This window comes from Roseovarius sp. D0-M9, from assembly GCF_037083805.1.
Taxonomy (GTDB): Bacteria; Pseudomonadota; Alphaproteobacteria; order Rhodobacterales; family Rhodobacteraceae; genus Roseovarius.
This window is the reverse complement of sequence record NZ_JBAPKZ010000028.1, coordinates 33,390-56,579: the sequence shown is the minus strand read 5'-3', so window position 1 is coordinate 56,579 and position 23,190 is coordinate 33,390. Positions and strand designations below refer to the sequence as shown.

Here is a 23,190-nt window from a genome sequence, read left to right as displayed (position 1 = left end):
TTATCGCTCGGAATGGGCCTGATCGGCCTTGGGGTCTTCGTCTGGGCGCTGCGAAACGACCAATTCGAGGATCTGGAAGGGAATTCTCACCGAGTTCTCCTCCAGAGCGCCCCACCGGGCACGAAAGAAGAACCCAATGACAAAATGACTGACCACTCTGAACACAGCGACGCATGAAGAAGGTTGTGAACTGGCCGACAAGATGGTGCGGGTTGCGATAGCGAAAGCGCAACCTGACCCCAAGATCAGCGAAAAACTGTGCCCAATATACGCCAAAAACGAAGGTGAGTTAACCGCCTCCAACCAAAAGCCACCGTATCAACAGCTTGAAATTATTGGAGGCATGTGACATGAAAACCATCCAACGTACGAGCGGCAATTTCATCCTCGATGCTGGACTGCTGGCAGATGCATTCAGCGTGACGCAAGATGAAATAAGGCGCATGTGCGCGACCGGCTCATAACCTGTCTCTGCGAATCTGGAATTGACGAGGATGCAAGCCGTTGGCGGCTGACCTTTTATTTCGGCGACTGTCTGTGCCGATTTATCGTGAACGAGGAGGGCGAAGTTCTCAAGAAAACGGCATTTCCCATCAAAGCGAGACAGTAGGGTTCTGTCGCCATGATTGCGGGCTGCTGCTGACGTGATTGTGCGATCGCATGGTGAGAGGAATGAGGAGGAAGACAAACAAATCCCTGCAAAACTCGTATGGCTCAACCAATAATCCCGCCAGTCAGTGGCCACTTTTGGCGATCTGCACGCTCGTGGCTCTAAGGCGAGATCTGACGAAAGTGTTTGCGCCAGCGCAACGTGATGAGCGGCAATCGTTTTAGAGTGGGCAAAAAGAGGATAACCATGAGTCACCTCGGCCTCAACGATCCCGATTTGCCACTGACCGTGCTCATGACGCGGTGGCCACAGACGATTCAGATCTTTATGCGTCATAGGATGCTGTGCGTCGGATGTCCGTTCGGTCGCTTTTGTACGCTGACCGACGCCTGCCGTGAATACGACCTCGACAAAGATGCTTTCCTTCGAGAACTACGAGACGCGGTTGATGCAGGTTCAGAGCTTCGGCTTTAATGCGTGTCAACAACTAAGCCAGAACAGCAACTCTGTTCAGGATTGGCCAAGCCTGACAAGGCGGTGCGGATCACGGACCATGATCCTCTTGCGCCGGCTTTCGACAACTCCTTCCTTTTCTCACGCGCTCAGCAGTCGGCTGACCGTGTGTTGGTCGTGCCGGCAAATGCCGGGTGAGAGCCCTGCTCGACCGATCCTGCACGGTGCTTGAACGACTGTTGTGGAGAAACGTCTTTCTTCCACTCATCCTGCTTTTCTCGGGACGCACTTTACTGGGCCAGCGCCGCTCGCGCTTCAGCCCAGATGGAGCGCACGATCTCGCCGGCAGGCGCGTTGCGTGCCAGCCGCGCGCTTTGCCCGGCCCATGCCTGGATACGCGCCAAGTCGTTTTCCGTTGCGCCGAGCGCGCGCATCGGTCCCGTCGCCGAGCGCTGCAGCGGATAGGGAAGCGGGGCGATTGCGTCGGCGCCTTCGGTCGCGGCGATGTAGTCGGTCCGCAAGGACCGCCCAAGCCGACCGGAGAACGCGGTCGTCGTCGTCGTATCCTCAGGCTGTGCCCGGCCGATGGCATCGGCCCAGGCTGGCACGATCGCGGCTTCGGGCCCGCGCAAGAAGGCTGTCCCGATCTGTACGGCCGATGCGCCGAGCGCGAGCGCGGCCACGACGCCGCGCGCGTCCGCTATACCGCCGGTCGCAATCACCGGCACGCTGACTGCGTCGCGGACCGCAGGCACGAGCGCCATCAACCCACACATCTGCGCGTTCGCCCTGTCAGCATCAAAGGCGCCACGGTGCCCACCGGCCTCGCTGCCCTGAGCTATGATGGCGTCGGCTCCCGCCGCTTCGGCCTGAAGCGCCTCTGCGACCGTGGTGGCAGTCGCGAACCAGCGGATGCCCCTCGCCTTCATCCGGTCGACGACATCGGGCGGGAAGAGGCCCATGATCGAGGACATCGCCGCCGGTCGGGCCTCTATCAGCGCCTCGCACTGATCAGCGAAGGACACGGGAAGATCGGCAGAGAGCTCGGTGGGACGCGGCCCCCAACCCTCCAAGAAGCCGGCGACTGCCCGCTCATGTTCGGCGTCGCGTCTCGGCGCAGGGTCAGGCACCCACAGGTTCATCTGGAACGGGCCATCGCTCGCGGCCCGGAATTCCGCTGCCCAGAGGGCGATCGCAACCGGGTCCATCAGCAGCGCGCCGCATCCGCCCATACCACCAGCTTGGGCGACGGCGGCGGCCAGAGCAGGAGGGCAGGCACCGGCCATCGGGGCCATCAAGATCGGCGCATGCATGTCATTTGCCGCGCAGAACTCATCGACACGCCTTGAAGCCTCTCCCAGCATTTCAGCCCGCTTTCTCCGTGTTGTCTCGCTCACGCCATCTCCGCATGGAGAAGACCATGGCAAGCGTATCAAGCCGCTCGTTCCTCCGCAATGTAACGCACCATGAGTGCCCGTATCGCCGATAGTAACGGGGGTGCCGATCGATTGGACCGGACGGTCATCTATGATGCAGTGAACGCCCGCAAAGTCCCGCAGTTCTGCCGCTCAACTGGTCCAAAAAACTATCGGGTTCCTCTGACCTGTGGGCTTTGGCCGGAACTCTGCTAACGTCCCTTTGAGCAACACACAAAGGAGCCCGCCATGAAGATCCACCGCGCCGGAGACCGGCCTTCGCAATTCCCAAGCAGTGAGTATTTCACCGGCGCGGTCCGGTTTGATCCGGTTGTTGCGGGTGACGATCCCTCTCCGGTCAAGATCCTGTCGGTGACTTTTGAGCCCGGCGCGCGGACGGCTTGGCACACCCATCCCGCCGGTCAAACGCTGCATGTTGTGTCAGGCACGGGGCTGGCCGGGTCCGAAGGGAAGCCGGTGCAGGTGCTGCGTCCGGGCGATACGGTCTGGTTTGCGCCGGGGGAGCGGCATTGGCACGGTGCGTCACCCGACTGCGCAATGACTCACCTGGCAGTGCAGACTTCCGTCGATGGCAAGACTGCAGACTGGATGGAGCATGTCACGGATGGGGATTACCTCTCCCAGCGCGCCGAGTAGGTTGGGATCGAGCCGCCCACCGAAGAGCCACCTGCCGAGAGCCTGGTTCGTCCGCTGTATGCAATTTCACCGGGCCCAAGATCATGCGCGTGCAGCGAACGGCAGGTTCGTCGGGCCGCACCGCAGCATCTCGGCCTACTCGTGAACCCGACGTTGACAAGGCATCATACCACGGGAATGCTGCACCGCCTCCGAGGTCGGCAGTGAGCCCCTACTTCCAACTATCCATATTGCAGCGAGTGTCTGCTCTTGCGATGGAAACGAATGAAGAGATAGTTTGGTGTAATAATGAAGAGTGACAATGAGCGACGACTATTTCCGGCCGGTTTCCGGCTTCGATCTTCCTCGTTTTGCAGGCGTTGCCACCTTCATGCGTTTGCCGCATGTCGCGCTTGAAGTTCCCAAAATCAAGGATGTTGATATTGGCCTGATAGGCGTGCCTTGGGACAGTGGCACCACCAATCGCCCCGGCCCGCGCCATGGACCGCGCCAATTGCGTGAAATGTCGACAATGATGCGTGCTCAAAACGGGGCCACTGGCGTGCGCCCCTTTGACATTGCGAATTGTGCGGACCTTGGCGATGTGGCGCCCAACTCGGGGGTGTCACTCAGAACTGACCCAGCAGCAGTCAGATTTGTCACTGATAACTGACCCATGTGTAACCCTGCCCCTGACGGAATTTCACTGGTCGTCGAACAGCTCTCAGCCAGATGAAAAAGTCGTTACAATAGGGCTGTAAAGCCAAGGTTGAAGGGTAGGTGTCAGCTGTATCTGCTCACGAGTGGTGAGGTCGGAACAATTTTCAGCGGGAAATTGATCTGCGTCATAGTCGTGGCAATGCGGTGACTTCACAGTCAGACGCCAAGGGGGCCTTTGGGGATGACACAACTGACCAGAATCCACGAGATCATTCGCCACAATGGGCGTGAGCGCGACGAGTGGTATCTCGTTCGCCATCCAACCGGCAGACGGTATGTTCTGCTCGAAACGTCAGCTATGGAAGCGATCCCAGGTCGGTTCAAACCAGAGCTCACGCGCAAGATTTCGGTTCAAGCAATTCTGGCGCAGAACAATGAACTGTCTCAAAAACTTAGGTCAATACTGGAACCATAGCGGCTGGCATTTGGTATAATAATGGCCCTGAGAAAAGGGGCAGGTCACAGGCACCATCAGCTTCACGGGAGGACGTAGGTCGCACGCTCACGAGCGTCCTGCCCCCTCTTAAAACCTGTCTGCTCAATCAAGTGGTGGCAAACGGCTGCTTTCAAGGCTTGTTTTCCACCATCAGGGCGATGTGCCAGGCCATGGGAGATGTTTTTGGAAAGGACTAAAAGATGCATCCCGAACTTACTACGAGACGTCGTGTGCTACTTTTGACCTATCAGCGATTCACCGCAGCAGACTTGGCCTGGACGCTGGCTCAGCGGGAGGTGAAAGCTTGGTTTCCAGCTCGGAGCCACCATAGTGCCGCGATCATGGGCGGTCCAAGATCGTCTATCCGGCGACTTTATGACCAACGCAAACGCGCCATACTTCAGCTGGAAGTCGCCCTTTTCAAAGCTGGAAGTCGCAAAACATAGGCTGGCATTGCGCCATAGAGATATCCAGAGACCTCTACTCATGTTGATGGCGGATGCAGATTATTAAATTGTTCAGGCTCTAATTCCTTCTACGGTAGTGCCCAACCGGGTGGAACGTAGACGTATGCGGGCCCTCGTTTCAGGTCATACGTTATCCTGCACCCTAACTGGCCGGAAGATCTATGATAGCTGGATCGGCTCCTGTCGGCTTCCGAACAGTCGTGACCTTGCCTCAATCATGGTGAAGCAAGGCATGTGCGGTAGATGGCAAAAGTGAGGACCAGATTCGAATCGTTCGATCACGGGCAGAATTTTCCAAAGCATCGCGGCCTGTCATCTCAGCAATTTGTGCCTTGCGACGGCTCGGTGTGGCAGGTTGCATTACCAGCATAGGGTCAGCGACGTGGTGGCTTGGGGCAGATCGAAGGAACTGCAGTATTCACCGCCACCCGTCGGCACTGGAAGTCATCAGCGGTGTGATGCTTCGTCCTGCTGGAAACCAAGTCATAGCGCAGGATACTATGACCGCATCGCCGGGCTCCAGTGCCTCGAATTGATCGAAGCAAAAGACGCCCGGCTACTTCTTCAACACAATCTTGACGACAAAATCACCTCAAAATTCGCGCTTTCGGGGCATTCCAAACTTTGGCGCTTGCGTGCGGGTATCTTGTGGCGTGGCGGGGGCACTATTTGCCTGCTCACGATGCTCGACATCAGGTGAGGGCTTAACAGACACAGATTTGGCGCGTTTCCGAGAACCACTTGGCGCGGTGTCAGGGTCTGGTGCGCGCGGCGAAATCACACTGCCCAGATCTTTGCCGTCGGCCTGCAACTGTGGCTTGCCATCGATCCGGAATGTCGAAAAGAAATCCTGCTCGATTGCCTTGAACTGCTGGTCACTGATGGTGGTATCGATAAGCCCGAAGGCATCAGAACGATTCTCAACGAGCGCCTCGATTTGATCAATCGCCTTGAACACTGTCTCTTCGTTCCAAGCTTGGCGAGATGCCGACTTGGCGCGCAGCGCCCGACGCGTCTTCATCCAGACATGAAAGTGCATCCCCGCGAAGCGATCGTGAACAGCCGGGACTTCTTGCCAAGCACCATCGATGAAGACACTGATAGCGCCAAGGTCGTCACCATCCCAGCGGACATCGACCAGTTTTGGTGCCGGGCCCATGAAATACATCCCCAATTCGGGGCTGTGGTACCGGATCCCCATCATGACGATGCCCTCCTGAGAGACTTTGCGCTCAAAGCGTTGCCCGAAAGCCAGACGCTTAGAGGCCGTATCCGGCAAGCCGCTCACGGGGTAATTGCCGTCTTCCATATCGACATTCCACTGCTCCAACGGGGTGCGACCACCAAGCCCGCCGTGCTCAGAGTTGTGGTAGATACACACTACCCAGCGCACCAAGATGAAAGCCAAGTCGTCTGCATCGAGGCAAGCGCGGTCCTCGGATTTGTAGTCCCCGCGTTCCAGCGAATTGGAAAAAGTGCGTCCCTTCAGGCGCGGCATCAAATCAGTGGCAAAAGTACCAAAAATCCGTTCACCAGTCCCACGCATCCCGGGAACACCCGCATGGGTCCGCAGTGCCGTGATGCCCAAATCAAGACAACTGTCAGTGAACGCCTGCGACTTGAACGCGGGGCCATTGTCTGTTGCCAGCACTTCGGGTCTTACTGCCTGCGACCACGGTGCCAGGTCACCAACCGCGTCGGCCCATTGGCCTTTATCGCTCACGACCATGCGCAGACATTCCTGTGCGGCGCTGCCACAAGGATTGCGCGTAAGCTTCATACCCAGGACGACTTTGGTCCGGCAATCGATCGCCAGAACAAGCCACCATCTATCAGTCCCGCCGTTCAAACCGATCGTTTCCAGAAAATCGGCACCAAAGAACTCTTCGAGATTGGCTGAGTGGATGATTGTCTGCAAGTCGATGCACCATTCATCCATCTCAACGCGCTGACCGGGCCGCAGGACTTCCAAGCCCTTCCCTACCGGCCGCAACTTCTTGATTGCATACTCTCGACCAAACCGGGCAATCATCACACGCAAGGCGCCCAACTTTTTGATCGCGCCCCGGACGGCGTCCCGACCAGGCACACGGAGTTGATCGTTTTCCGCGCGTCCTTCATTTTCCGTCCGGAACGCACGCTTCACGTCGACAACGGTCGCCTTCAGCGTTTTGCGCTCCAGCGTGAGGTAGCTTTTGCGAATTGTATCCATCAGAAGCGCTTGCTCTTTTGGCTTGAAGCAACCGGTCCGGTTGCCGGCTTTGGCAAGATCGTCAGTCAAGGCCGAAAGCCCGACCTTCTGGTAGTTGCTGTACAGCTTGCGGAGGTAGTCCGCCGTGTAGAGCTTGACACCCGCTGTACTACTACCGCCTTGGCTCTTGCGCACCGTATTCGCAATGCGATCCGGCAATTGCTTGTTTTCCAGAGCGTAATCCAGCAAATCGCGTTCTGTGACTTCCTTTTTCAAATAGGAAGCTGCGCGCTTTTCGACCTCACTGGCATTGGCCCTAATATCGCCCGTGCGCGGGAGGATACTTCCCTCATTGACCATGTCTTCGATCGCCCTGATCTGAACAAAGCGGTTGTGGAATCGCTTTCTCTGAGAGGCGTTCAAATCAGAGGCATGAAACGCAACGTTTTTTGCCCCGGGGGCAATTTTGAGGTCATCCGGCAGGTAGTATCCCACCTCATGTTTAATCGCTCCTGCTGCACTGAGGCGTGAGAGTGTTCCCCTGGTAAATTGCTCGGTCAGCCCGTTCCCGATCGAAGGCTGCAACAAGATCATATCACCTGATTGGCCAACCATATCAAAAGGTGTGCCCTCGATTGTAATGCGATCCGTCTGCTCGATCCGAAAACCGCATTTGGCCGAAGTAGTCGTGGCAAAGTTTGTGGCTCCGAAGATGGTGGTCATGACTGAGGACCTTTCCAAGTGATGAGAGTTTGAGGGGTTGTCTGTTCATGGTGAACAGCCTGAAGTTCTCGCTTCGAGAGCATTCGAAGGATGGCTCGATATCCGCAATCCTTCAGACCCACCTCATCCGTGAGAGTTTTGATGCTGATGGCCCCGTGGAGCTTGCACGCGACCGCACGCACTGCGGCCTCAGCATCTGGGTCCTTGTCACGCACTGCCGCATTCAAGTTGGCATTGTGCAGCGTAATGGGGTCGATATCCGCTTCGGTCAAAAGCCGAACCGCAGAGGCAAATTTTTTCTTTTGCACCCACCAGGCGACCACCTGCATATGCTCAACGAATTTTCCAGAGGCCAGACGCGCTGTCGGCTTGACCGTGCAAGCCACCCGCACTCCGGAAGTCTTGGTGAGCAGCATATCGAATGTGTGCTCTTTTTCATTGTCCCATCCGTAATAGAAGCGAACTTGTTCGATAACGTCCGCCACGTCCGGCGTGGCAAACTGGATTGCCTGATGATCCATTTCCAGCTTGCTCTCGCCTTGCATGCAAGCCCCTGCCCCGTCACCACGAACCGCATGTCCTGTGCAGTGCCACTTCGAGACACTCTGGATTTTGCGGTCGCCCCGCCAGGGCGCGGGCAAGACGATGGCCTTCGAAAACTTCGACATTTTCTTTCCTTTTCACATAGGGATACCGCTCGCCGGATTTTGCTCCGACGCTGCCCGCAGGCTTCGATATTGATTTTTACTTTGTGTGTGGAAACCTCCTTGTTCAGGGGGCTCCTTGGTTCAGGTCCCAAGACCTGCGGATCAGTTGCTGTGCAACGGCCTGCTCTTGACCATGGTTTCGTCTCCTTTGTGGCTGCAGCCTTCCCATCTCCAGTCGGGGTCCGACGCAGTTGATGTTAAGGTTGGCCACTTGCCTGTTTCGCGAAGAACGTTTGCATTAATTTGCGCGCCTTCCGGCGTTCAGCCCTCGCTTAAGAACCAGAAACTACCGGTCAAAACCGTCCTAACAACTGCTGATTTTGGCCAAAATATTTTTGTCGAGATCGTTATCGTCGGCGGGAAAACGATCCAAGCGAACTTACGAAATCGCCTATATCTTTGATAAATAATCTTTTTTCAGAACCCCTCAACGGATAAATCGGAAACGTCGGCAAAACCTTTTTCGTTTTACTCCGCAAACCTCAGTTTTTGTCCTCAACTCCGATCAAGAACTGTGCTTATTCGGCAACACATCTTCACGTACAATATTCGTGATGAGGGTTTGAATCATCTGACAGCGTCAAACCGTTGATTCGCAATGCGCACTTGGTCCGGCTTGAAGAAGAACTTTCGCCGGGTCCCACAGAGCAACTTGAGCAACCTTGGCGCGGGTGGGTGTCGTGCGAATGGGCCGCGAAGCAAAATGGGAAAAGACGATGACCGGAACCTGTCTGTGCGGCGCGGCGAGCGTCACGATCGAAGCGAAGCCTGATTTCATACACGACTGCAACTGCGATCTCTGCCGCAAGTCAGGTAGCGCAGGGGTATTTTGCGGGTAGGGAGTTCACCCGCCAGGCCTTCGAGTTCGGCCAGCGGGATATGCATGGCGCCCGTAGCGTGGGCGACGGCGTAGGCTTCGGCATCGCGCACGTCGATCAGGTGGAACCGTTCCGGGTCGGCCGCGAGGGCGGCGAGCGTGAGCATCTTTGCGATCAGAATGTCAGCACCTTGTCGGCAGCCAGCGTCGCTTGGGCGAGTTCGTCCATGGTGGACCGCGTTGGCCCCTCCATCATGTCGCTCTCGGCCAAACCGCGCGCGTCCATGCAGGTGCCGCACATCAAAACGTGCCCCTTGCCGCGCGTGAAGTCGCTGGAGGTCATTCGGCGGGCTCCTTTTTCGTGCTCCGTGGATCGAGCGCATGACCACTTGCCGGGCCACGGACGGGCTGGATCAGCATCCGATCAAGCCAGAGGTCACGACGTGTGCGGAATTGTTCGATGCCGATGTCCATGCCCTCATGCCCCTCTGCGGGCTGGGCGATATAGGTGCCCAGCAGCCTGTCCCACCACGGCAGGTTGAAGCCGTAGTTCGAATTGGTCTCGCGCGGATCAACCGAATGATGGACGCGGTGCATGTCGGGGGTGACGACGAACAAGCGCAGCACGCGGTCCACCGGGCGCGGCAGGTCGATATTGGCGTGGTTGAACAGGGCCGTGGCGTTCAGGATCACCTCGAACAGCAGCACGGCAATGGCGGGTGGGCCAAGCGCGGCAACAACCGCCAGCTTGATGCCCATCGAGATCAGGATCTCGACAGGGTGAAAGCGCAGGCCCGTCGTCGCGTCGAAATCAAGATCCGCATGGTGCATCCGGTGCAGCCGCCACAGGCCGGGGATCGCATGGAACATCACGTGCTGAAGATAGATCGCCAGATCGAGCAGAAGCATCGAGACGACGATGGCTGCCCACACGGGCGCATCGATGTTGTTGAACAGACCCCAGCCGCTGTCCTCGGCCATCACGGCAAGACCGACCGCGATAATTGGAAAGGTCAACCGCAGGATCACGGTGTCGAGCACGACGAGGCCCAGGTTGTTCGTCCAGCGGACCACCCGCGGAATGTCACGCCGCCGCCGTGGGGCCGCCACCTCCCAGAGTGCCATCGCCGCCAGAACGCCAAGGAAGATACTGAGGCGGATCGCGGGCTCGGCGGACAGGATGGTTTCGGACATGGTCATGACCCTTGGGGTTGCGGAAAGCGGCAAAATAGCTAACATTCAATGAAACACTTGAATGATTAGATCTTGGAGTTCCCAGTGTCAACCAGCCCGAAGACAGCCCTGCTTGAGGAATATGCGCTTGTCGCCCGCGCCCTGTCGGCGCCAGCGCGGCTTTCGCTGCTGGAACAACTGGCGCAAGGAGAACGCGGGGTGGAGGCGCTGGCCGACAAGACCGGCCTGACCGTCGCCAATTGCTCACAGCATCTCCAACAGCTGCGCCGCGCAGCGCTGGTCACCAGCCGCCGCGACGGCAAGGCGGTGATCTACAGGCTGACAGATGCCAAGACGCTTCAGCTGATGGACCTGCTGCGCATTGTGGCCGAGCGGAACTTGGCACAGGTCGACCGCATCCTGCTCGGTCTGTCAGATGGGCAAGACGCGCCCGAACCGGTGAGCCGCGATGAGCTGGCGGCACGACTGGCCGAAGGGTCCGTCACGGTTCTGGACGTGCGCCCCGCAGATGAATACGCCAGCGCCCATATCCCCGGCGCGCGCAACATCACGCTGGCTGACCTCGAGCATATCCTGCCCGCGCTCGACCCCGGCACCGAGATCGTCGCCTATTGCCGCGGCCCTTATTGCATCTATGCCCATCAGGCGGTCGCTGCCCTGCGCAAGCATGGGCTGAACGCAAAGCGGCTTGACGGCGGACTTCCTGAATGGCGTGAAGAGGGGCGGCCCGTGCTGACCGAGGCAACACCGGAGTAATAATCGAAGCCTGAAATGTGACCACTCCGATTCCGGATTAGGTAATTTGGTGATCAGCTTGGGAACCGACCAGTCTAAAGTAGGCGTAATCCAGCATCGGCTGACAAATACTTGAGCGCTTTGATGCGACCACATTGCATTACCTGCGTCCATCGATCAGGACGCGCAAATCCGCATTTTGCGCATTGCAGCCATTCGTGCCCGACGCAGCGAATGCACACTTTCCGCCCTTCGCGAGGGAAGGCGAGCCGGTCGAGATCGGACCAGAGCCGCCACTCTACCCTCGCGGATGTTGCGCGGCGGCGTTCTCCAAAGCGGTCATTCCGCGGACGTCGCAGCATGGTGTCGTAGACAGGAATTCACATCTCACGATCTGCTTGCGCCGACCGGTGCAGTCGTGTTTTGCTCATCTTAGAAGCAAGGTAACAGGAAGACATGTGCACCGTCCTGGGAAGATGTCCGGGCCATCCTCATGCGAAGGCCCACGCGTGGTGGCCGCCCCCGCAGGGCGGCTGATCCGTCACGCCTGACCACAACAGCTTTACCGGAGACACACATGCAACCCACCCTCACCACCGGGGCCGAGGGCCTCGAAATCCGATGGTCAGATGGAACCGTCGGCGACTTCCCCTACATCTGGCTGCGCGATACTGACCCTTCGGGCTTCCACCCGACAACCGGCGAGCGCACCTTCGATCTCACGGTCGTGCCACTCGACCTCAAACCATGCAAAGCCGAGGTAACGTCCGACGACCTCCTCATAACCTGGAACGATCAGGACGAGCCGAGCCGGTTCGACCTAAACTGGATAAAGGTCTACCGGCCGGGCCAGCCACGCCATGATCCCGCGGACATCACTCCCGCCGCGTGGCGAGCCGACCTTGGCAGCGCGGGTGTGCCGCGTCACGACGCGGAAGGCCTCATGACCTCGGACGAGGCTGTGACGGACTGGCTGCGTCAGACCAAGCGCTACGGGCTGTCGATCGTGACCGGGCTGGCCGACACCACCGAGGCCGGGATCAAGGTCGCACGACGCGTCGGTCACCTGCGAGAGACCAATTTCGGCCTGACCTTCGAGGTGGTCTCCAAGCCCGAGCCGAACAACCTCGCCTACACTTCGGATGCGCTTCCGCTGCACACCGACCTGACCAACCAGGAGTTACCACCCGGGTACCAGTTCCTGCATTGTCTCGCCAACCAGGCCGAAGGGGGTGGGTCCACGTTTTGCGACGGTGTTGCCGTGGCTGAGGACCTGCGCGCGCGCGATCCCGAGGCGTTCGAGATACTTTCGACGGTAACGGTTCCCTTTCGTTTCCATGACCATGTCACTGACATTCGCTCACGCAAGACGGTCATTACCCTCGACACGCGTGGCGAGGTTTCCGAAATCTGCTTCAATGCGCATCTTGCGGATATTCTCGATCTGGACCCCGCGGTCATGACCTCCTTCTACCGCGCCTATCGTCGTTTCATGGAGATGACGCGCGACCCGGCCTACGGCATCGCGCTGAAACTGCGGGCCGGCGAGATGGTCGTGTTCGACAACCGCCGCGTTCTGCATGGTCGCGAGGCTTTCGATCCGGCAACCGGCTTCCGGCACCTGCACGGCTGCTATGTCGATCGTGGCGAATGGGACAGCCGCCTTCGCGTGCTCGAGACTTCGGAGGGATAGGCGGGACCACAAAAACAGCATTTGTTGGTGCGCGGCGATAAGCGGTGCGCCAACTCCCAATTCAGAACGCTCGTTCAGTTTCTTCCCGCTTGGTGCTAACGGCCCATAAGAGACATCCATTGCAGTCACCGTCGCTGCGGCGCGGCTTCACCAGACCAGCCATTCGCTGCGAGCGCAAAATAGGGGGCCGTTCGAACTCACACAATGCGGACGGAGCGGCTCAACGCCGATGCAGCGAACCGTGCCTGCGGGTGGCGACCGAGTTCCTGAACCAGCCGCAGCAATGCGGCAAGATTTACCAAGAGTGGACATTTCAAGAGGGCACTACCGCAAAGTCAGAACCGGTCGTCTATCGAATTAGTTGCGCTGGCGGCGTGGATGCATGCACTTGCAAGAATATCGGCAGAGGGAATTACAACATGATGATTTATGGATTGAACACCTGCGCTGTTTTTCAGAAGGCCCGAAAGGCGTTGGAGTCGCACGGCAAGGACGTCAATTTCCGCGACGTCCGGGCCGGCCCGCTGAGCGAAGCTGAATTGGCTGAGTTGATTGCAGAGTTCGGGGATCGGTTGGTGGATCGAAAATCAAATGACTACCGAGGGCTCAATGATTGGCTGAAGAACTCGGAGGCAGAGGCGCAAATCTCGGCCCAGCCCAAGGTGATGGCACGCCCAGAAATTCGTGATCGGGATATGCTTTACCTCGGTTGGGACGAGGCGGTTCAAAGAGCTTTGCTTCTGGTTTGATATCTCAAATTGTGAGGCATGGTTCGCGGGCGGTAGATATTGAATATCGGACCTGCCCGCTCGCGATCAGGCCGGTGGCGCCGGGAGTTCCACCACCTGCGCTTCGACCTGCGCATTGGCCTCGGCCTGGACTGTCTCGTATGTATCCATCAGCAGGGTTCTAAGCCACAGATTTCCGGGGTCACGGCTCAGCCGTGACGGCCATACGAAGCGCACCGAAAAGCGCTCTGGTGTCACCGCCGGGCGCAGCGCAACCAGCTTGTGCAACTCCATCTGACCCGCCATCAATACGGCGGGCAGCGTCGTCAGCAGGTCGGTCCCGGCAAGGACGGCCCCGACAGCCGAAAACTCGCCGATCTTCGCGCCGACGCGCCGCGCGGTCGCCGGATCGTCCTTGCGCGCATCGACGGGACTCAGGGTGTTGGTGGCAATCTTGACCTGCAAATGCGGCCATCGCGCCCAGGCCTCTGCCCCCCAATCAATCACCGCCGGATGATCCGCGCGGGCGAAGCTATACCAGGTGAACGGTTCCATCTCGCACTCATCAAGGCCCTCGGGCAGCCGCAGAGCCCCACCCACATGCGCGACATCGATCAGACCGTCCGCCACCGCATCGTAGACCTGTGTGCTGACGTTCACCCATTCGAGCGTCACATACGGTGCCTCCCGCCAGGCCCGGGCCAGGATCGCCGCAACCAGCGACGGAGTCGACGGCATCATGATCCGAAACACCCGGTCACTGGTCGCTGGATCGAACGGATAGCGCGGCGCGAGCATCCGTCGCAGGCCGCGCAGAACAGGGCGGACGTCCTCGATCAATTCGAGCGCGTATGGACTTGGCTGCATGCGCCCACCGACCCGCACCAGAAGTGGATCATTCAGCTGTGCCCTGAGGCGCCCGAGCGCATGGCTCACAGCCGAGGGCGTAATCGCCAGCCGGTCGGCCGCTGCGGCCAGCGTGCTCTCCTCCATCAGTGCCTCGAATGTGACAAGCAGGTTCAGGTCAATCCGATGGAGTTGAATTTCGTTCATGGGCCCTGAATCCGTTTCGTTTCCCAAAAAGCGCTTTTCGTGAGACAATGATCTCACTCCGGAGCGTAACATCAATCATTCAATCACAGGGATTAATGAGATGACCCTCAAGGTAATTGGCTCCGGCTTTGGCCGCACCGGCACGATGACGATGAAACAGGCCCTCGGAACGCTCGGCTTTGGCCCGACCCATCACATGACGGAAGTGATGGCCCATCCCGAACAACTCGCCCACTGGAAGTCGATCTTCGCCGGTCAGGAGGTAGACTGGGCCGAGGTCTATGACGGCTACGGGTCGCAGGTCGACTGGCCCGGCGCGTCGGTCTGGCAGGAAGCCTCCATCGCCTTTCCCGATGCGAAGGTGATCCACACTGAACGCCCGGAAGACGACTGGTGGGCCAGCTTCAATGGCACCATCGGCAAGTATTTCGCGCTGATGGACACGATCGCGCTGCCGCCACATCTGCTGGAAATCTTCGAAGTGACGAAGGCCGGTTTGATCGAGAAAACCTTTGCGGACTTCACCGACCGCGACAGCGCCATCGCCAGCTACCGCGCGAACAACGCCCGCGTCCGCGAGATCATTCCCGCCGACCGGCTCCTTGTCTTCAACGTCGCCGACGGCTGGGAGCCGCTCTGCCGCTTTCTTGACGTGCCGGTTCCGAATACGCCGTTTCCGCGCTCCCATGCCCGCGACGAGTTCTGGGCGCATTTCGGCGGCGAACCGGAGACGCCCGCGCCACAGGTCGCCGCCGCGACAGGCTGACCGGAGTCGTCACGCGCAGGTTCGGCGTGCCCAAACGGGTGTAGAGCGCGCTCGACCCCCCGAAAACCGACGTTCCAAGCCGCAATGTCCGGTCCGAATTCTGGAACCTGTTCGGTGGCGATCCGGCGCTCGCATGACTGTGATCCAGTGATACGGAGAAGGAGCAAGTTCATGTTCAAAATACAATGTCACCACGTGGCGATCAGCGCCTATACCGCTCTGGCTGTGTTTTCAGCGCCAGCCGCCTTGACCCAGGAGGCTTGGATGGTCGTGACCCACGAGGTCGAAGATTTTGATCGATGGCAGGCGGTTTTCGACCACGCCCTGCCAACCCGGCGTGCGGTAGGTGAGATGGCGTTCTACATTCTACACAATCCCTTTGATCAAAATGTGGTCACCGTCTGTTTCGAATGGGACACGATGGAGCGGGCGCAGGCTTGGGCGGCCGATCCGGTATTGGCAAACGGCATGACCGCTGCAGGCGTGATTTCAACTCCAGTCTTCTCTTTCGGCGACATCGAGTCGACGCCTGGCAAGAGACAAGTCGCCTTGGAATGTCGCTGAGAGCCTCTGAGAGCCTCTCCAAGCACACGACCTGTTGAGGCAAGCTTTTTCTCCAAGACGGTATGCCTGAGATTGCCGCGAATTGGCGCTTTGTCCCGCAGACGGTGAGTTCGCATCGTCCCGACCGAACAGCCGCAGCGAAAGGCCGGTTCGGTGAAGCTGCATCGCGGCGAGAACTGAAGCGGTGAATGTCTCCTTCGGGCCGCATGAGAAAGAGCGTCTCGCTGCGTGCGCAATGCCGATCCGGGACGCCGTGGTTGATTTGGGTTCACTGCCGACCTCGGAGGCGATGCGGCATTCCCGTGATTTAGTGCGTTGTCAACGTCGGGTTGTCGCTGTGGGAGGGAGTGGCGGATCGGAGGATCAGTCATGAAAACACCAAACTTACCGGCCATTCGCGCGCTTCGCCCCGCTTGGAACAAGGGCCGGATCGTCGGTCAGAAGCAACCGCTGAAGCCCAAACACGTCTGGGCGATCAGAGTTCGACTGGAGCTGGCCGAGAACCATCGCGATCTCGCGCTGTTCAATCTGGCCATCGACAGCAAGCTGCGCGGTTGCGATCTGATCAAATTGAAGGTCATGGATGTTATGGCCTCTGGCCAGATCAAGGAACACGCATCGGTTCTGCAAAGCAAGACACAGAAACCTGTCCGCTTCGAAATTTCGGAAGGCACCCGGGCCTCACTCAAAAGGTGGATGCAAGACCCGCTGATGGTCGGGTCCGAATACCTCTGGCCCAGCCGGTTTCACGAACGTCTTCACATCTCGACCCGCCAGTATGCGCGGATTGTCCGTGACTGGGTGACGTCGATTGGTCTGGAGGCGAGCGCATATGGCACGCATTCGATGCGTCGGACCAAGGTGACGCAAATCAATAAGAAGACGGGCAACCTGCGTGCAGTCCAGCTGCTGTTGGGTCACACGAAGATGGACAGCACCGTCAGATACCTCGATGTCGAGCTTGAGGATGCTCTTGCGATTGCGGAGGCCATTGAAATTTACAGAAGCGGGCCGTCTTCGCGGACGGCCCTGCGCCGCCATTCGTGCCCAGACCCTTGCGGCAGCGCGGCTTCACCGAAGCGGTCGTTCGCGGCGCCGTGCAGCATACTTGAGGGGCCCCAGGTCAGCAGCGCGGACTGAGTTGCCATTCGCCTTGAATCCTTAGCGCGCCCGTACAACGCTGACCTTCCGAAAAAATCGCCGCAGGCCTGTGAATCCCATCAGATTCCGGCGTACCAATCGTAGAAGCCGACATCCTCCCAGAAGCCGCCGCGTCCGGCCGCAATGCCGTCGAGAGAGGCCACCGCCTCGATTTGCATGATGAATTCGGCGTGTTTGTAGCCGAGCTGTCGCTCGACGCGGAGACGAAGCGGCGCACCATGACCAGTCGGCAGTTCGGTGTCGTTCATGCCGTAGGCGAGGATAGTCTGCGGATGGAAGACGATGTAGCGCGCCTGCGGTTGCAGGCGGACCTCGTCGAGCAGCGTGCCCAGCGGAACGCCGTTCTCAGGAATCGGAGTATATCAGTAATATTTTGGTTCTACGTGGCGAATAAAGGTATGTGACAGGTATGTTTGCGTCGCATACTCAGTCTGCGGCATCGTTTTTTCAGGAAGTTTGAGCAAGGTATCGATTTTCGAAGTCCACCCCGACCAGTTCTTGCGGTCCAGCAAGCGGCACCGCTGATAAAAACGACCAGCATCAGACAGGAGAAATAGTTGTGTTCAAGAAAATTCTGGTCCCCGTCGATCTCGGCCATCTCGACCGATTGCAAAAGGCATTGACCGTGGCCGCGACAGAAGCCCGACAGCATGGCGCGAGTGTCGTCTATATGGGCGTGACCGAGGAGACGCCTGGTGACGTCGCCCACAACCCCAAGGAATACGAGGCTAAACTTGCGGCCTTTTCCGCAGAACAGGCCACCACGCACAGCATCACGACCGAGGCGCTGCCGGTCGTCAGCACTGATCCGGCTGCCGAAATCAACAAGCTAATCCTGAAGGCGGCGAGCGATTGCGGTGCCGATCTGGTGGTGATGGCCAGCCATCCGCCCCGAATGCTGGACTGGATACTCGCGTCGCATGGCGGACATGTTGCGGAGCATGCAGAGATCTCGGTATTCGTCGTACGCTGAGCCAAGAAACATGATCAGCGCCAAAAACAAGAAAGACACCAGATGATCGAAGACAAACAAGAGCCTACGGTTGAAGAGCCCGAGGTCGAAGCCATTCCGGAACCCGAGGGTGATACGGAAATCATCGAGACCGATTTTGACATTGGTCAGGACAACTTCAGCGGTGCAGTGTCGTTGGATTTGGATATCCACAAGATCGTTTTTTCGATCTCTGCAGTCGGGATCATGCTGTTCACATTCCTGGCGCTTGCGTTTCAGAATGACGCCGAACCGCTTTTCGTGGGACTACGCGACTGGCTGACAGGCAATCTGGACTGGTTTTTCCTTCTGTCGGGCAACATTTTTGTACTCGTCTGTTTCGGTCTGATCCTGTCGCCTTTGGGCAAAGTGCGCCTGGGCGGGCCGGATGCCACGGCCGATTACGGCTATATCGGCTGGTTTTCGATGTTGTTCGCCGCTGGTATGGGCATCGGCTTGATGTTCTTTGGCGTGTCCGAACCGATGTCGCATTATTCGTCCTCTTTTGGCGGCGTTGTTTTCGGTGAAGACGGCTTGCGCACAGATTGGGCACCCTTGGGTGGGGCGGAAGGCAACGTGCTTGAGTCCACACGTCTGGGCATGGCCGCGACGATCTTTCACTGGGGTCTTCACCCTTGGGCGATCTATGCGGTGGTGGCACTGGCACTGGCGCTGTTCAGCTATAACAAAGGCTTGCCGCTCACTTTGCGATCGGCCTTCTACCCGATTTTTGGCGAGCGCATTTGGGGCTGGCCTGGTCATATCGTTGACATCCTTGCCGTGTTCGCCACGGTCTTTGGCTTGGCAACCTCTTTGGGCATCGGCGCACAGCAGGCAGCAGCGGGTCTAAATTTCCTGTTCGGTCTGGGTACCGGAAGTTCGATGCTGATCCTGCTAATCATCCTGATCACGCTGATCGCAATCGGATCGATCCTTCGTGGCCTTGATGGCGGCGTCAAGGTTCTGTCCGAGGTCAACATGGGTCTTGCAGCACTTTTGCTGATTTTTATAATCGTTGCCGGGCCGACGTTGGCGATAATCACTGGGTTCTTTGACAACCTGCTGGCATACGCTAAAAATCTGCCTGCATTGTCGATGCCCTTTGGCCGGGAAGATGCAAACTTCACCTCGGGATGGACAGCTTTCTACTGGGCGTGGTGGATCAGCTGGTCACCGTTCGTCGGCATGTTCATCGCCCGCGTCAGTCGTGGCCGAACCGTGCGTGAGTTCCTGATTGCCGTGCTGATCGTGCCAACCCTTTTGTCGGTTCTGTGGATGACGGCGTTGGGCGGCACCGCCATCGGGCAAGTGGTCAATGATGGCTACACAGCAGTGCAGGACGCCGCGCTCGAGCTGAAGCTGTTTCAGATGCTTACGCAACTGCCACTGACCGCAATCACCTCCTTTATCGGGATCGTGCTGGTAGTGGTGTTTTTTGTCACATCGTCAGACTCGGGCTCGCTGGTGATCGACACAATTGCAGCAGGCGGCAAGACCAATGCGCCCGTGATCCAGCGGATCTTCTGGGCCAGCTTTGAAGGCGCGGTTGCCATTGCGCTTCTGTTGGGCGGTGGTCTGGCAGCGTTGCAAGCGATGTCTGTATCAACGGGCCTGCCGTTCACTTTCGTCCTACTGGCGGCCTGCTACGCCGTCGTGCGTGGGTTGATGAACGAACCACGCTGACACAAACGATCTCGGTGCCGCCCTGCGCGGTGCCGGGATCTGTTTTGATCGTAGCATGGTACATGCTAACCCGGATAATTCATGAGAAGGCGGCGGAGGTAGCGTAACCGTCTGAAACGCCGTATGTTTTGGTTGTCGACGCCAAACATGCAGCTTTCAGGAGGACGACCTCCGCCATGGCCCAATCTACGTGCTTCACGCCCCGCCTGTCACCCCTCAATGGCAAGTCGATCCTGCTTGGGTTTGATGGCGCCGACATGAGCTCCGACGCAGGGCTGACCCTGCTGCGCGAGATCGAGCGCAAGGCGGGTCTGGCGCAGCAGTTCGCTGGATGCCTGCGCGATCCGCGTGATCCGGCGAAAGTTCAGCATAGCCTGTGCGACATCATCCGTTTCCGGATCATGATGATCGCCGCGGGGTATGAAGACGGCAATGACGCGACAGCCCTGCGGAATGATCCCAGCTTCAGGATTGCACTGGAGCGCGGCCCGGAAACAGGGCCGGCCTTGTGTTCGCAGCCGACGATCTCGCGCATGGAGAATCTGCCCGACGCCCGCGCGCTGATCCGCATGGGCCGCGAGATGATCCGGTTCTACTGCCAGTCCTTTGCGCGCGCTCCAGGGCGGATCGTGCTCGATATCGACGATACCTTTGACGCGGTGCATGGCCACCAGCAGCTTCGCCTGTTCAATGCGTTCTACGACGAGTTCGGCTTCCAGCCGATCGTCGTCTTCGACGGCGAAGGCCGGCTCGTCGGGACACTGCTGCGCCCGGCCCGCCGCCCCAAGGGGGCCGAGAGCGCGGCCCATATCCGCCGGTTGATCCGGGAGATCCGCAAGCATTGGCCCAAGACAGAAATCCTGCTGCGGGCTGACAGCCACTACTGCACACCGCAGGTTCTGGACCTATGTGATGAGCTCGGACTGCGTTATATCTTCGGCCTGTCAAAGAACGGCCGTCTGGCGCAGAACATCTCGGCGCTGGAGGCGTCAACAGCGGCGCGCTACGCCCGCACGCCGGGTCGAAAGGTGCGCCGGTTCAAGACTTTCTCCTACGCGGCCCGGTCGTGGGCGAAACCACGCCGCGTCATCGCCCGCGTCGAGGTTGGCCCTAATCGAGAAGAAGACCCGGATCATCGTCACACTGCCGGCATCGTGCCCGCGAAAGGGACTGCTACGCTTCCTCTTCGACGCCCTCGCCCCACCGAAAGCAGCCTGACGCAAGCGCCCCGACAACCCCGAAACATCAACTCACATCACCCGAGACCCAAGTCACCGGACGGCCTGCCACCCGGACGCCGACGTCGGGTGCGCGAGACAAACCCAAACCCCAGGAAACTGCCCCCCTGAGCACAAGTCCGGAGCTTCATGAATTATCCGGGTTAACCTGATGGAGGAACCTGCCACAGGTCACAATCGATGGCACCCGGAAATTCCGGCTATTTTGAAGGTCTCACCTGGCGAATTAGTGAAGCTGGAGACGCGGGACGCTGCCGATGGGCAGATCACCTCCGATTGTAGTGTCGAAAAGCTTTTGGAACTGGATTCTGGACGCATGCACCCCCTCACCGGACCTGTGCATGTAGAAGGGGCAGCGCCGGGCGACTTACTGGAGGTCGAGATCGTCGATGTCTTGCCCCAAAGCTATGGTTTCGGAATACAATATCACACTTTGGGGGTCCTTAAGAACCACAGCCCAGGCCCGTTTCTGGCCCATTTTGACATCAAGGGCGGCTATGCCACTTCCGAGCAGCTGCGTGGTGTCAGGTTTGGGGGCGCACCCTTCATGGGGGTGATGGGAGTGGCGCCCAGTATGGACATGCTGGAAAGAAGCCGCGAATACGAATTGCGCCTCAATCTGCCGGAGTCGCAGCCTTGCAGCGCGCAGTCTTGCGTGCCAAAAACTGAGACTGTTGCCCGACATGGCTTGAGAACGATCCCACCCCGTTCCAATGGTGGAAATCTCGATATCAGACAGCTGACAGCAGGCGCATCTCTCTACCTACCCGTGTTTGTCGATGGGGGGCTCTTTTCGACCGGGGACGCGCATTTTGTGCAAGGCGAAGGTGAGTGCGTAACCGGTTTGGAAATGGGAGCGACGCTATTGTGCAGGTTCCACGTGCACAAGGCACTGGCTCGCGAACAAAACATCAAAGACGCGCAATATAGCTTCAGCCGATCACCGCCTCAGCAAAGGCCGCGACATTTTCATGCCACGACAGGTCAATCCTTCAACAATGATGGTGAACCAGTCCACTCCGATTTGCAGAGAGCTGTTGAAAATGCCCTTTTGAACATGGTCGAACATTTGATGGAAACGAGGCAATATGATTTCCAGCAAGCATATCTGATTTGCAGCCTAGCAGCAGACCTGAGGATTAGTCAGGCAGTTAACGTGCCAAACTTTACTGCCAGCGTCATTCTCGATCTGTCAATCTTTGACTGATCTGGTCCAGATTAATGCTGATCAACTAATCCTTTTGTTGCGCCAGCAACGCGTATTTCTGTCGGTCGCATGGCCAATATTCTTCCATAGCTCAGAATGAGGCGGGTGCTTGGCTGACGTAGCTCAAATGCAGCCCCGCATTCCCTGCTTTTAGCCGCTCAAGCAATTCCGCCGCGGGGGCAGCGTCGGTAACCAGGTGGATGCCCTCAGTCCAGCCCGTGATGTATCGCAGCGATCGTCGGTCAAACTTGGATTGGTCGGCTAAGACATACGCCACCTGCGAGCACTCGATCATCGCGCGATAAACTTCGGAGGGGCCCAACATTGCTTCGCTGACGCCGCCAGCATCGACACCAGAGGCGCCCATGAAGGCAACCGGTGTATAGAACCGTCGGATAGCCGCAAGTGTTTCTGGGCCGGTCACCAAACCCTCCTTTCCATCGTAAACGCCGGGCAGACACATGATCTGAATATTGGGATTTTCTGACAGCTCGGCGGCGACGCGGTGGGCGGGGGTAAGGACTGTTAGCCGTCGCGTGGTGCTACGCAACGCTCGCGCGAAGTGCAGTGTGGTGGCTCCGCCCCCGATGAAGATCGTTTCGGCCTCGCCAATCAGGTTCATTGCCGTGCGGGCGATAGCCTGCCTCGCCTCGACATGCTGACCCAGCCGCTCAGCCAGATGCGGCTCAGAGACCTGCCCGCGGACCGCCCCTCCATAAGTGCGGTTGATACGACCAGCATCGTCCAGATGTGTCAGGTCTCGGCGGATCGTCTCAGATGAGACGTCGAGCGTCTCGGCTAGTTCGCTGACCCGCATCGACGGGTTGCGGTCTAGCGCCGCCAAGATCTTCTCCTGTCGCCGATCCTTTTTGGAGAGTGCCATTTTTGCTCCTTTCGGCCCCTTTATAATCGGGTGCTTTGCGGTGTCACTCATCAAAAATGACCGACTTGCCACAAAAATAATTGCCAGAACCAAACCAATTGCTAAGGTGGAGGCTGAAC

The 23,190-nt window shown here is 58.4% G+C and carries 24 protein-coding genes and 4 pseudogenes; 17 read left to right on the top strand and 11 right to left on the bottom strand.

Annotated elements, in window-relative coordinates:
* Positions 1-12: 12 nt before the first annotated feature.
* Both ccoS and V8352_RS22005 read left to right on the top strand, forming a co-directional pair.
* The gene (gene ccoS / locus V8352_RS16430; RefSeq protein WP_336425387.1) at positions 13-177 is read left to right on the top strand and encodes a cbb3-type cytochrome oxidase assembly protein CcoS; all 165 of its coding nucleotides are present in this window, start codon (positions 13-15) and stop codon (positions 175-177) included.
* Between the two features lie 25 nt (positions 178-202).
* Entirely contained in the window at positions 203-349 is a 147-nt protein-coding gene (locus V8352_RS22005) for a hypothetical protein (RefSeq protein ID WP_442971055.1), read from the top strand.
* Here the strand turns inward: V8352_RS22005 and V8352_RS16425 are convergent.
* Positions 290-946 carry a hypothetical protein gene (locus V8352_RS16425; protein WP_336425388.1) on the bottom strand — a complete coding sequence of 219 codons (657 nt, stop codon included), beginning with the start codon at positions 944-946 and terminating at the stop codon, positions 290-292. The genes V8352_RS22005 and V8352_RS16425 overlap by 60 nt on opposite strands.
* Between V8352_RS16425 and V8352_RS16420 the strand changes: the two genes are divergently transcribed.
* Positions 857-1,084, top strand: coding sequence for a DUF1858 domain-containing protein (locus V8352_RS16420; protein ID WP_336425386.1), 228 nt, complete (start codon positions 857-859; stop codon positions 1,082-1,084). The genes V8352_RS16425 and V8352_RS16420 overlap by 90 nt on opposite strands.
* Before the next feature lie 36 nt (positions 1,085-1,120).
* On the opposite strand, the pseudogene V8352_RS16415 reads toward V8352_RS16420, so the two are convergent.
* Together V8352_RS16415 and V8352_RS16410 are read right to left on the bottom strand one after the other, a co-directional pair.
* Positions 1,121-1,234 (bottom strand): annotated as a pseudogene (locus V8352_RS16415) (helix-turn-helix domain-containing protein); the annotation flags it as partial.
* 119 nt (positions 1,235-1,353) lie between these two features.
* The gene (locus V8352_RS16410; protein WP_336425381.1) at positions 1,354-2,460 is read right to left on the bottom strand and encodes an NAD(P)H-dependent flavin oxidoreductase; all 1,107 of its coding nucleotides are present in this window, start codon (positions 2,458-2,460) and stop codon (positions 1,354-1,356) included.
* A gap of 267 nt (positions 2,461-2,727) precedes the next feature.
* Here V8352_RS16410 and V8352_RS16405 point away from each other — a divergent pair, with 267 nt between their 5' ends.
* The 3 genes and pseudogenes from V8352_RS16405 (at position 2,728) to V8352_RS16395 (ending at position 4,249) form a co-directional block, all read left to right on the top strand.
* The gene (locus tag V8352_RS16405; RefSeq protein ID WP_336425380.1) at positions 2,728-3,135 is read left to right on the top strand and encodes a (R)-mandelonitrile lyase; all 408 of its coding nucleotides are present in this window, start codon (positions 2,728-2,730) and stop codon (positions 3,133-3,135) included.
* A 301-nt stretch (positions 3,136-3,436) separates the two neighbouring features.
* A pseudogene (locus V8352_RS16400) lies at positions 3,437-3,730 on the top strand (arginase family protein); the annotation flags it as partial.
* Between the two features lie 285 nt (positions 3,731-4,015).
* Positions 4,016-4,249, top strand: a complete 234-nt coding sequence (locus V8352_RS16395) for a hypothetical protein (RefSeq protein WP_336425379.1) — start codon at positions 4,016-4,018, stop codon at positions 4,247-4,249.
* Between the two features lie 1,080 nt (positions 4,250-5,329).
* Here the strand turns inward: V8352_RS16395 and V8352_RS16390 are convergent.
* Positions 5,330-7,651: a Mu transposase C-terminal domain-containing protein gene (locus V8352_RS16390; RefSeq protein ID WP_336425378.1), complete on the bottom strand. Its 2,322-nt coding sequence runs from the start codon at positions 7,649-7,651 to the stop codon at positions 5,330-5,332.
* A complete protein-coding gene (locus V8352_RS16385; protein ID WP_336425377.1) occupies positions 7,648-8,319 on the bottom strand; it encodes a hypothetical protein in 672 nt (223 codons plus the stop codon). The genes V8352_RS16390 and V8352_RS16385 overlap by 4 nt, the downstream gene beginning before the upstream one ends.
* Positions 8,320-9,044: 725 nt before the next feature.
* Here V8352_RS16385 and V8352_RS22000 point away from each other — a divergent pair.
* Positions 9,045-9,197: a GFA family protein gene (locus tag V8352_RS22000; RefSeq protein ID WP_442971054.1), complete on the top strand. Its 153-nt coding sequence runs from the start codon at positions 9,045-9,047 to the stop codon at positions 9,195-9,197.
* Here V8352_RS22000 and V8352_RS16380 read toward each other — a convergent pair.
* The 3 genes from V8352_RS16380 to V8352_RS16370 are packed head-to-tail and all read right to left on the bottom strand — an operon-like array spanning position 9,133 to position 10,369.
* Positions 9,133-9,342: a rhodanese-like domain-containing protein gene (locus tag V8352_RS16380; protein WP_336425376.1), complete on the bottom strand. Its 210-nt coding sequence runs from the start codon at positions 9,340-9,342 to the stop codon at positions 9,133-9,135. The two genes, V8352_RS22000 and V8352_RS16380, sit on opposite strands and share 65 nt — an antisense overlap.
* Before the next feature lie 8 nt (positions 9,343-9,350).
* Positions 9,351-9,518, bottom strand: a complete 168-nt coding sequence (locus V8352_RS16375) for a DsrE family protein (protein WP_336425375.1) — start codon at positions 9,516-9,518, stop codon at positions 9,351-9,353.
* Positions 9,515-10,369, bottom strand: a complete 855-nt coding sequence (locus V8352_RS16370; protein ID WP_336425374.1) for a sterol desaturase family protein — start codon at positions 10,367-10,369, stop codon at positions 9,515-9,517. Before V8352_RS16370 ends, V8352_RS16375 begins: the two co-directional genes overlap by 4 nt.
* A gap of 84 nt (positions 10,370-10,453) precedes the next feature.
* Between V8352_RS16370 and V8352_RS16365 the strand changes: the two genes are divergently transcribed.
* The 3 genes from V8352_RS16365 to V8352_RS16355 all read left to right on the top strand — a co-directional run bounded on the left by V8352_RS16365 (position 10,454) and on the right by V8352_RS16355 (position 13,546).
* Entirely contained in the window at positions 10,454-11,125 is a 672-nt protein-coding gene (locus V8352_RS16365) for an ArsR/SmtB family transcription factor (RefSeq protein ID WP_336425373.1), read from the top strand.
* A 556-nt stretch (positions 11,126-11,681) separates the two neighbouring features.
* Complete coding sequence (locus tag V8352_RS16360; protein ID WP_336425372.1) at positions 11,682-12,797, top strand: TauD/TfdA family dioxygenase; 1,116 nt, start codon at positions 11,682-11,684, stop codon at positions 12,795-12,797.
* A gap of 419 nt (positions 12,798-13,216) precedes the next feature.
* Positions 13,217-13,546, top strand: coding sequence for an arsenate reductase family protein (locus V8352_RS16355; protein WP_336425385.1), 330 nt, complete (start codon positions 13,217-13,219; stop codon positions 13,544-13,546).
* A 66-nt stretch (positions 13,547-13,612) separates the two neighbouring features.
* On the opposite strand, the gene V8352_RS16350 is transcribed toward V8352_RS16355, so the two are convergent.
* Positions 13,613-14,578 carry a LysR family transcriptional regulator gene (locus V8352_RS16350; RefSeq protein ID WP_336425371.1) on the bottom strand — a complete coding sequence of 322 codons (966 nt, stop codon included), beginning with the start codon at positions 14,576-14,578 and terminating at the stop codon, positions 13,613-13,615.
* Between the two features lie 100 nt (positions 14,579-14,678).
* Between V8352_RS16350 and V8352_RS16345 the strand changes: the two genes are divergently transcribed.
* The 3 genes and pseudogenes from V8352_RS16345 to V8352_RS16335 form a co-directional block, all read left to right on the top strand.
* Positions 14,679-15,344 (top strand): sulfotransferase family protein, encoded by a 666-nt coding sequence (locus V8352_RS16345; protein ID WP_336425370.1) that lies wholly within the window; start codon positions 14,679-14,681, stop codon positions 15,342-15,344.
* A 171-nt stretch (positions 15,345-15,515) separates the two neighbouring features.
* Entirely contained in the window at positions 15,516-15,908 is a 393-nt protein-coding gene (locus V8352_RS16340; RefSeq protein ID WP_336425369.1) for a hypothetical protein, read from the top strand.
* A 369-nt stretch (positions 15,909-16,277) separates the two neighbouring features.
* Positions 16,278-16,907, top strand: a pseudogene (locus V8352_RS16335) (tyrosine-type recombinase/integrase); the annotation flags it as partial.
* Between the two features lie 221 nt (positions 16,908-17,128).
* On the opposite strand, the gene V8352_RS16330 reads toward V8352_RS16335, so the two are convergent.
* Entirely contained in the window at positions 17,129-17,332 is a 204-nt protein-coding gene (locus V8352_RS16330) for a molybdopterin-dependent oxidoreductase (RefSeq protein WP_336425384.1), read from the bottom strand.
* Between the two features lie 296 nt (positions 17,333-17,628).
* Here V8352_RS16330 and V8352_RS16325 point away from each other — a divergent pair, with 296 nt between their 5' ends.
* The 4 genes and pseudogenes from V8352_RS16325 to V8352_RS16310 all read left to right on the top strand — a co-directional run bounded on the left by V8352_RS16325 (position 17,629) and on the right by V8352_RS16310 (position 22,188).
* Positions 17,629-18,042, top strand: coding sequence for a universal stress protein (locus tag V8352_RS16325; protein ID WP_336425368.1), 414 nt, complete (start codon positions 17,629-17,631; stop codon positions 18,040-18,042).
* A 42-nt stretch (positions 18,043-18,084) separates the two neighbouring features.
* Positions 18,085-19,743 (top strand): BCCT family transporter, encoded by a 1,659-nt coding sequence (locus V8352_RS16320; RefSeq protein WP_336425367.1) that lies wholly within the window; start codon positions 18,085-18,087, stop codon positions 19,741-19,743.
* A gap of 176 nt (positions 19,744-19,919) precedes the next feature.
* Positions 19,920-20,961: pseudogene (locus V8352_RS16315) on the top strand (IS1380 family transposase).
* A gap of 171 nt (positions 20,962-21,132) precedes the next feature.
* Entirely contained in the window at positions 21,133-22,188 is a 1,056-nt protein-coding gene (locus tag V8352_RS16310) for an acetamidase/formamidase family protein (RefSeq protein WP_336425366.1), read from the top strand.
* Positions 22,189-22,279: 91 nt separating this feature from the next.
* Here V8352_RS16310 and V8352_RS16305 read toward each other — a convergent pair whose 3' ends face one another.
* On the bottom strand, positions 22,280-23,071 hold the full coding sequence (locus tag V8352_RS16305) for a DeoR/GlpR family DNA-binding transcription regulator (protein WP_336425365.1): 792 nt from the start codon (positions 23,069-23,071) through the stop codon (positions 22,280-22,282).
* Positions 23,072-23,190: the final 119 nt, after the last annotated feature.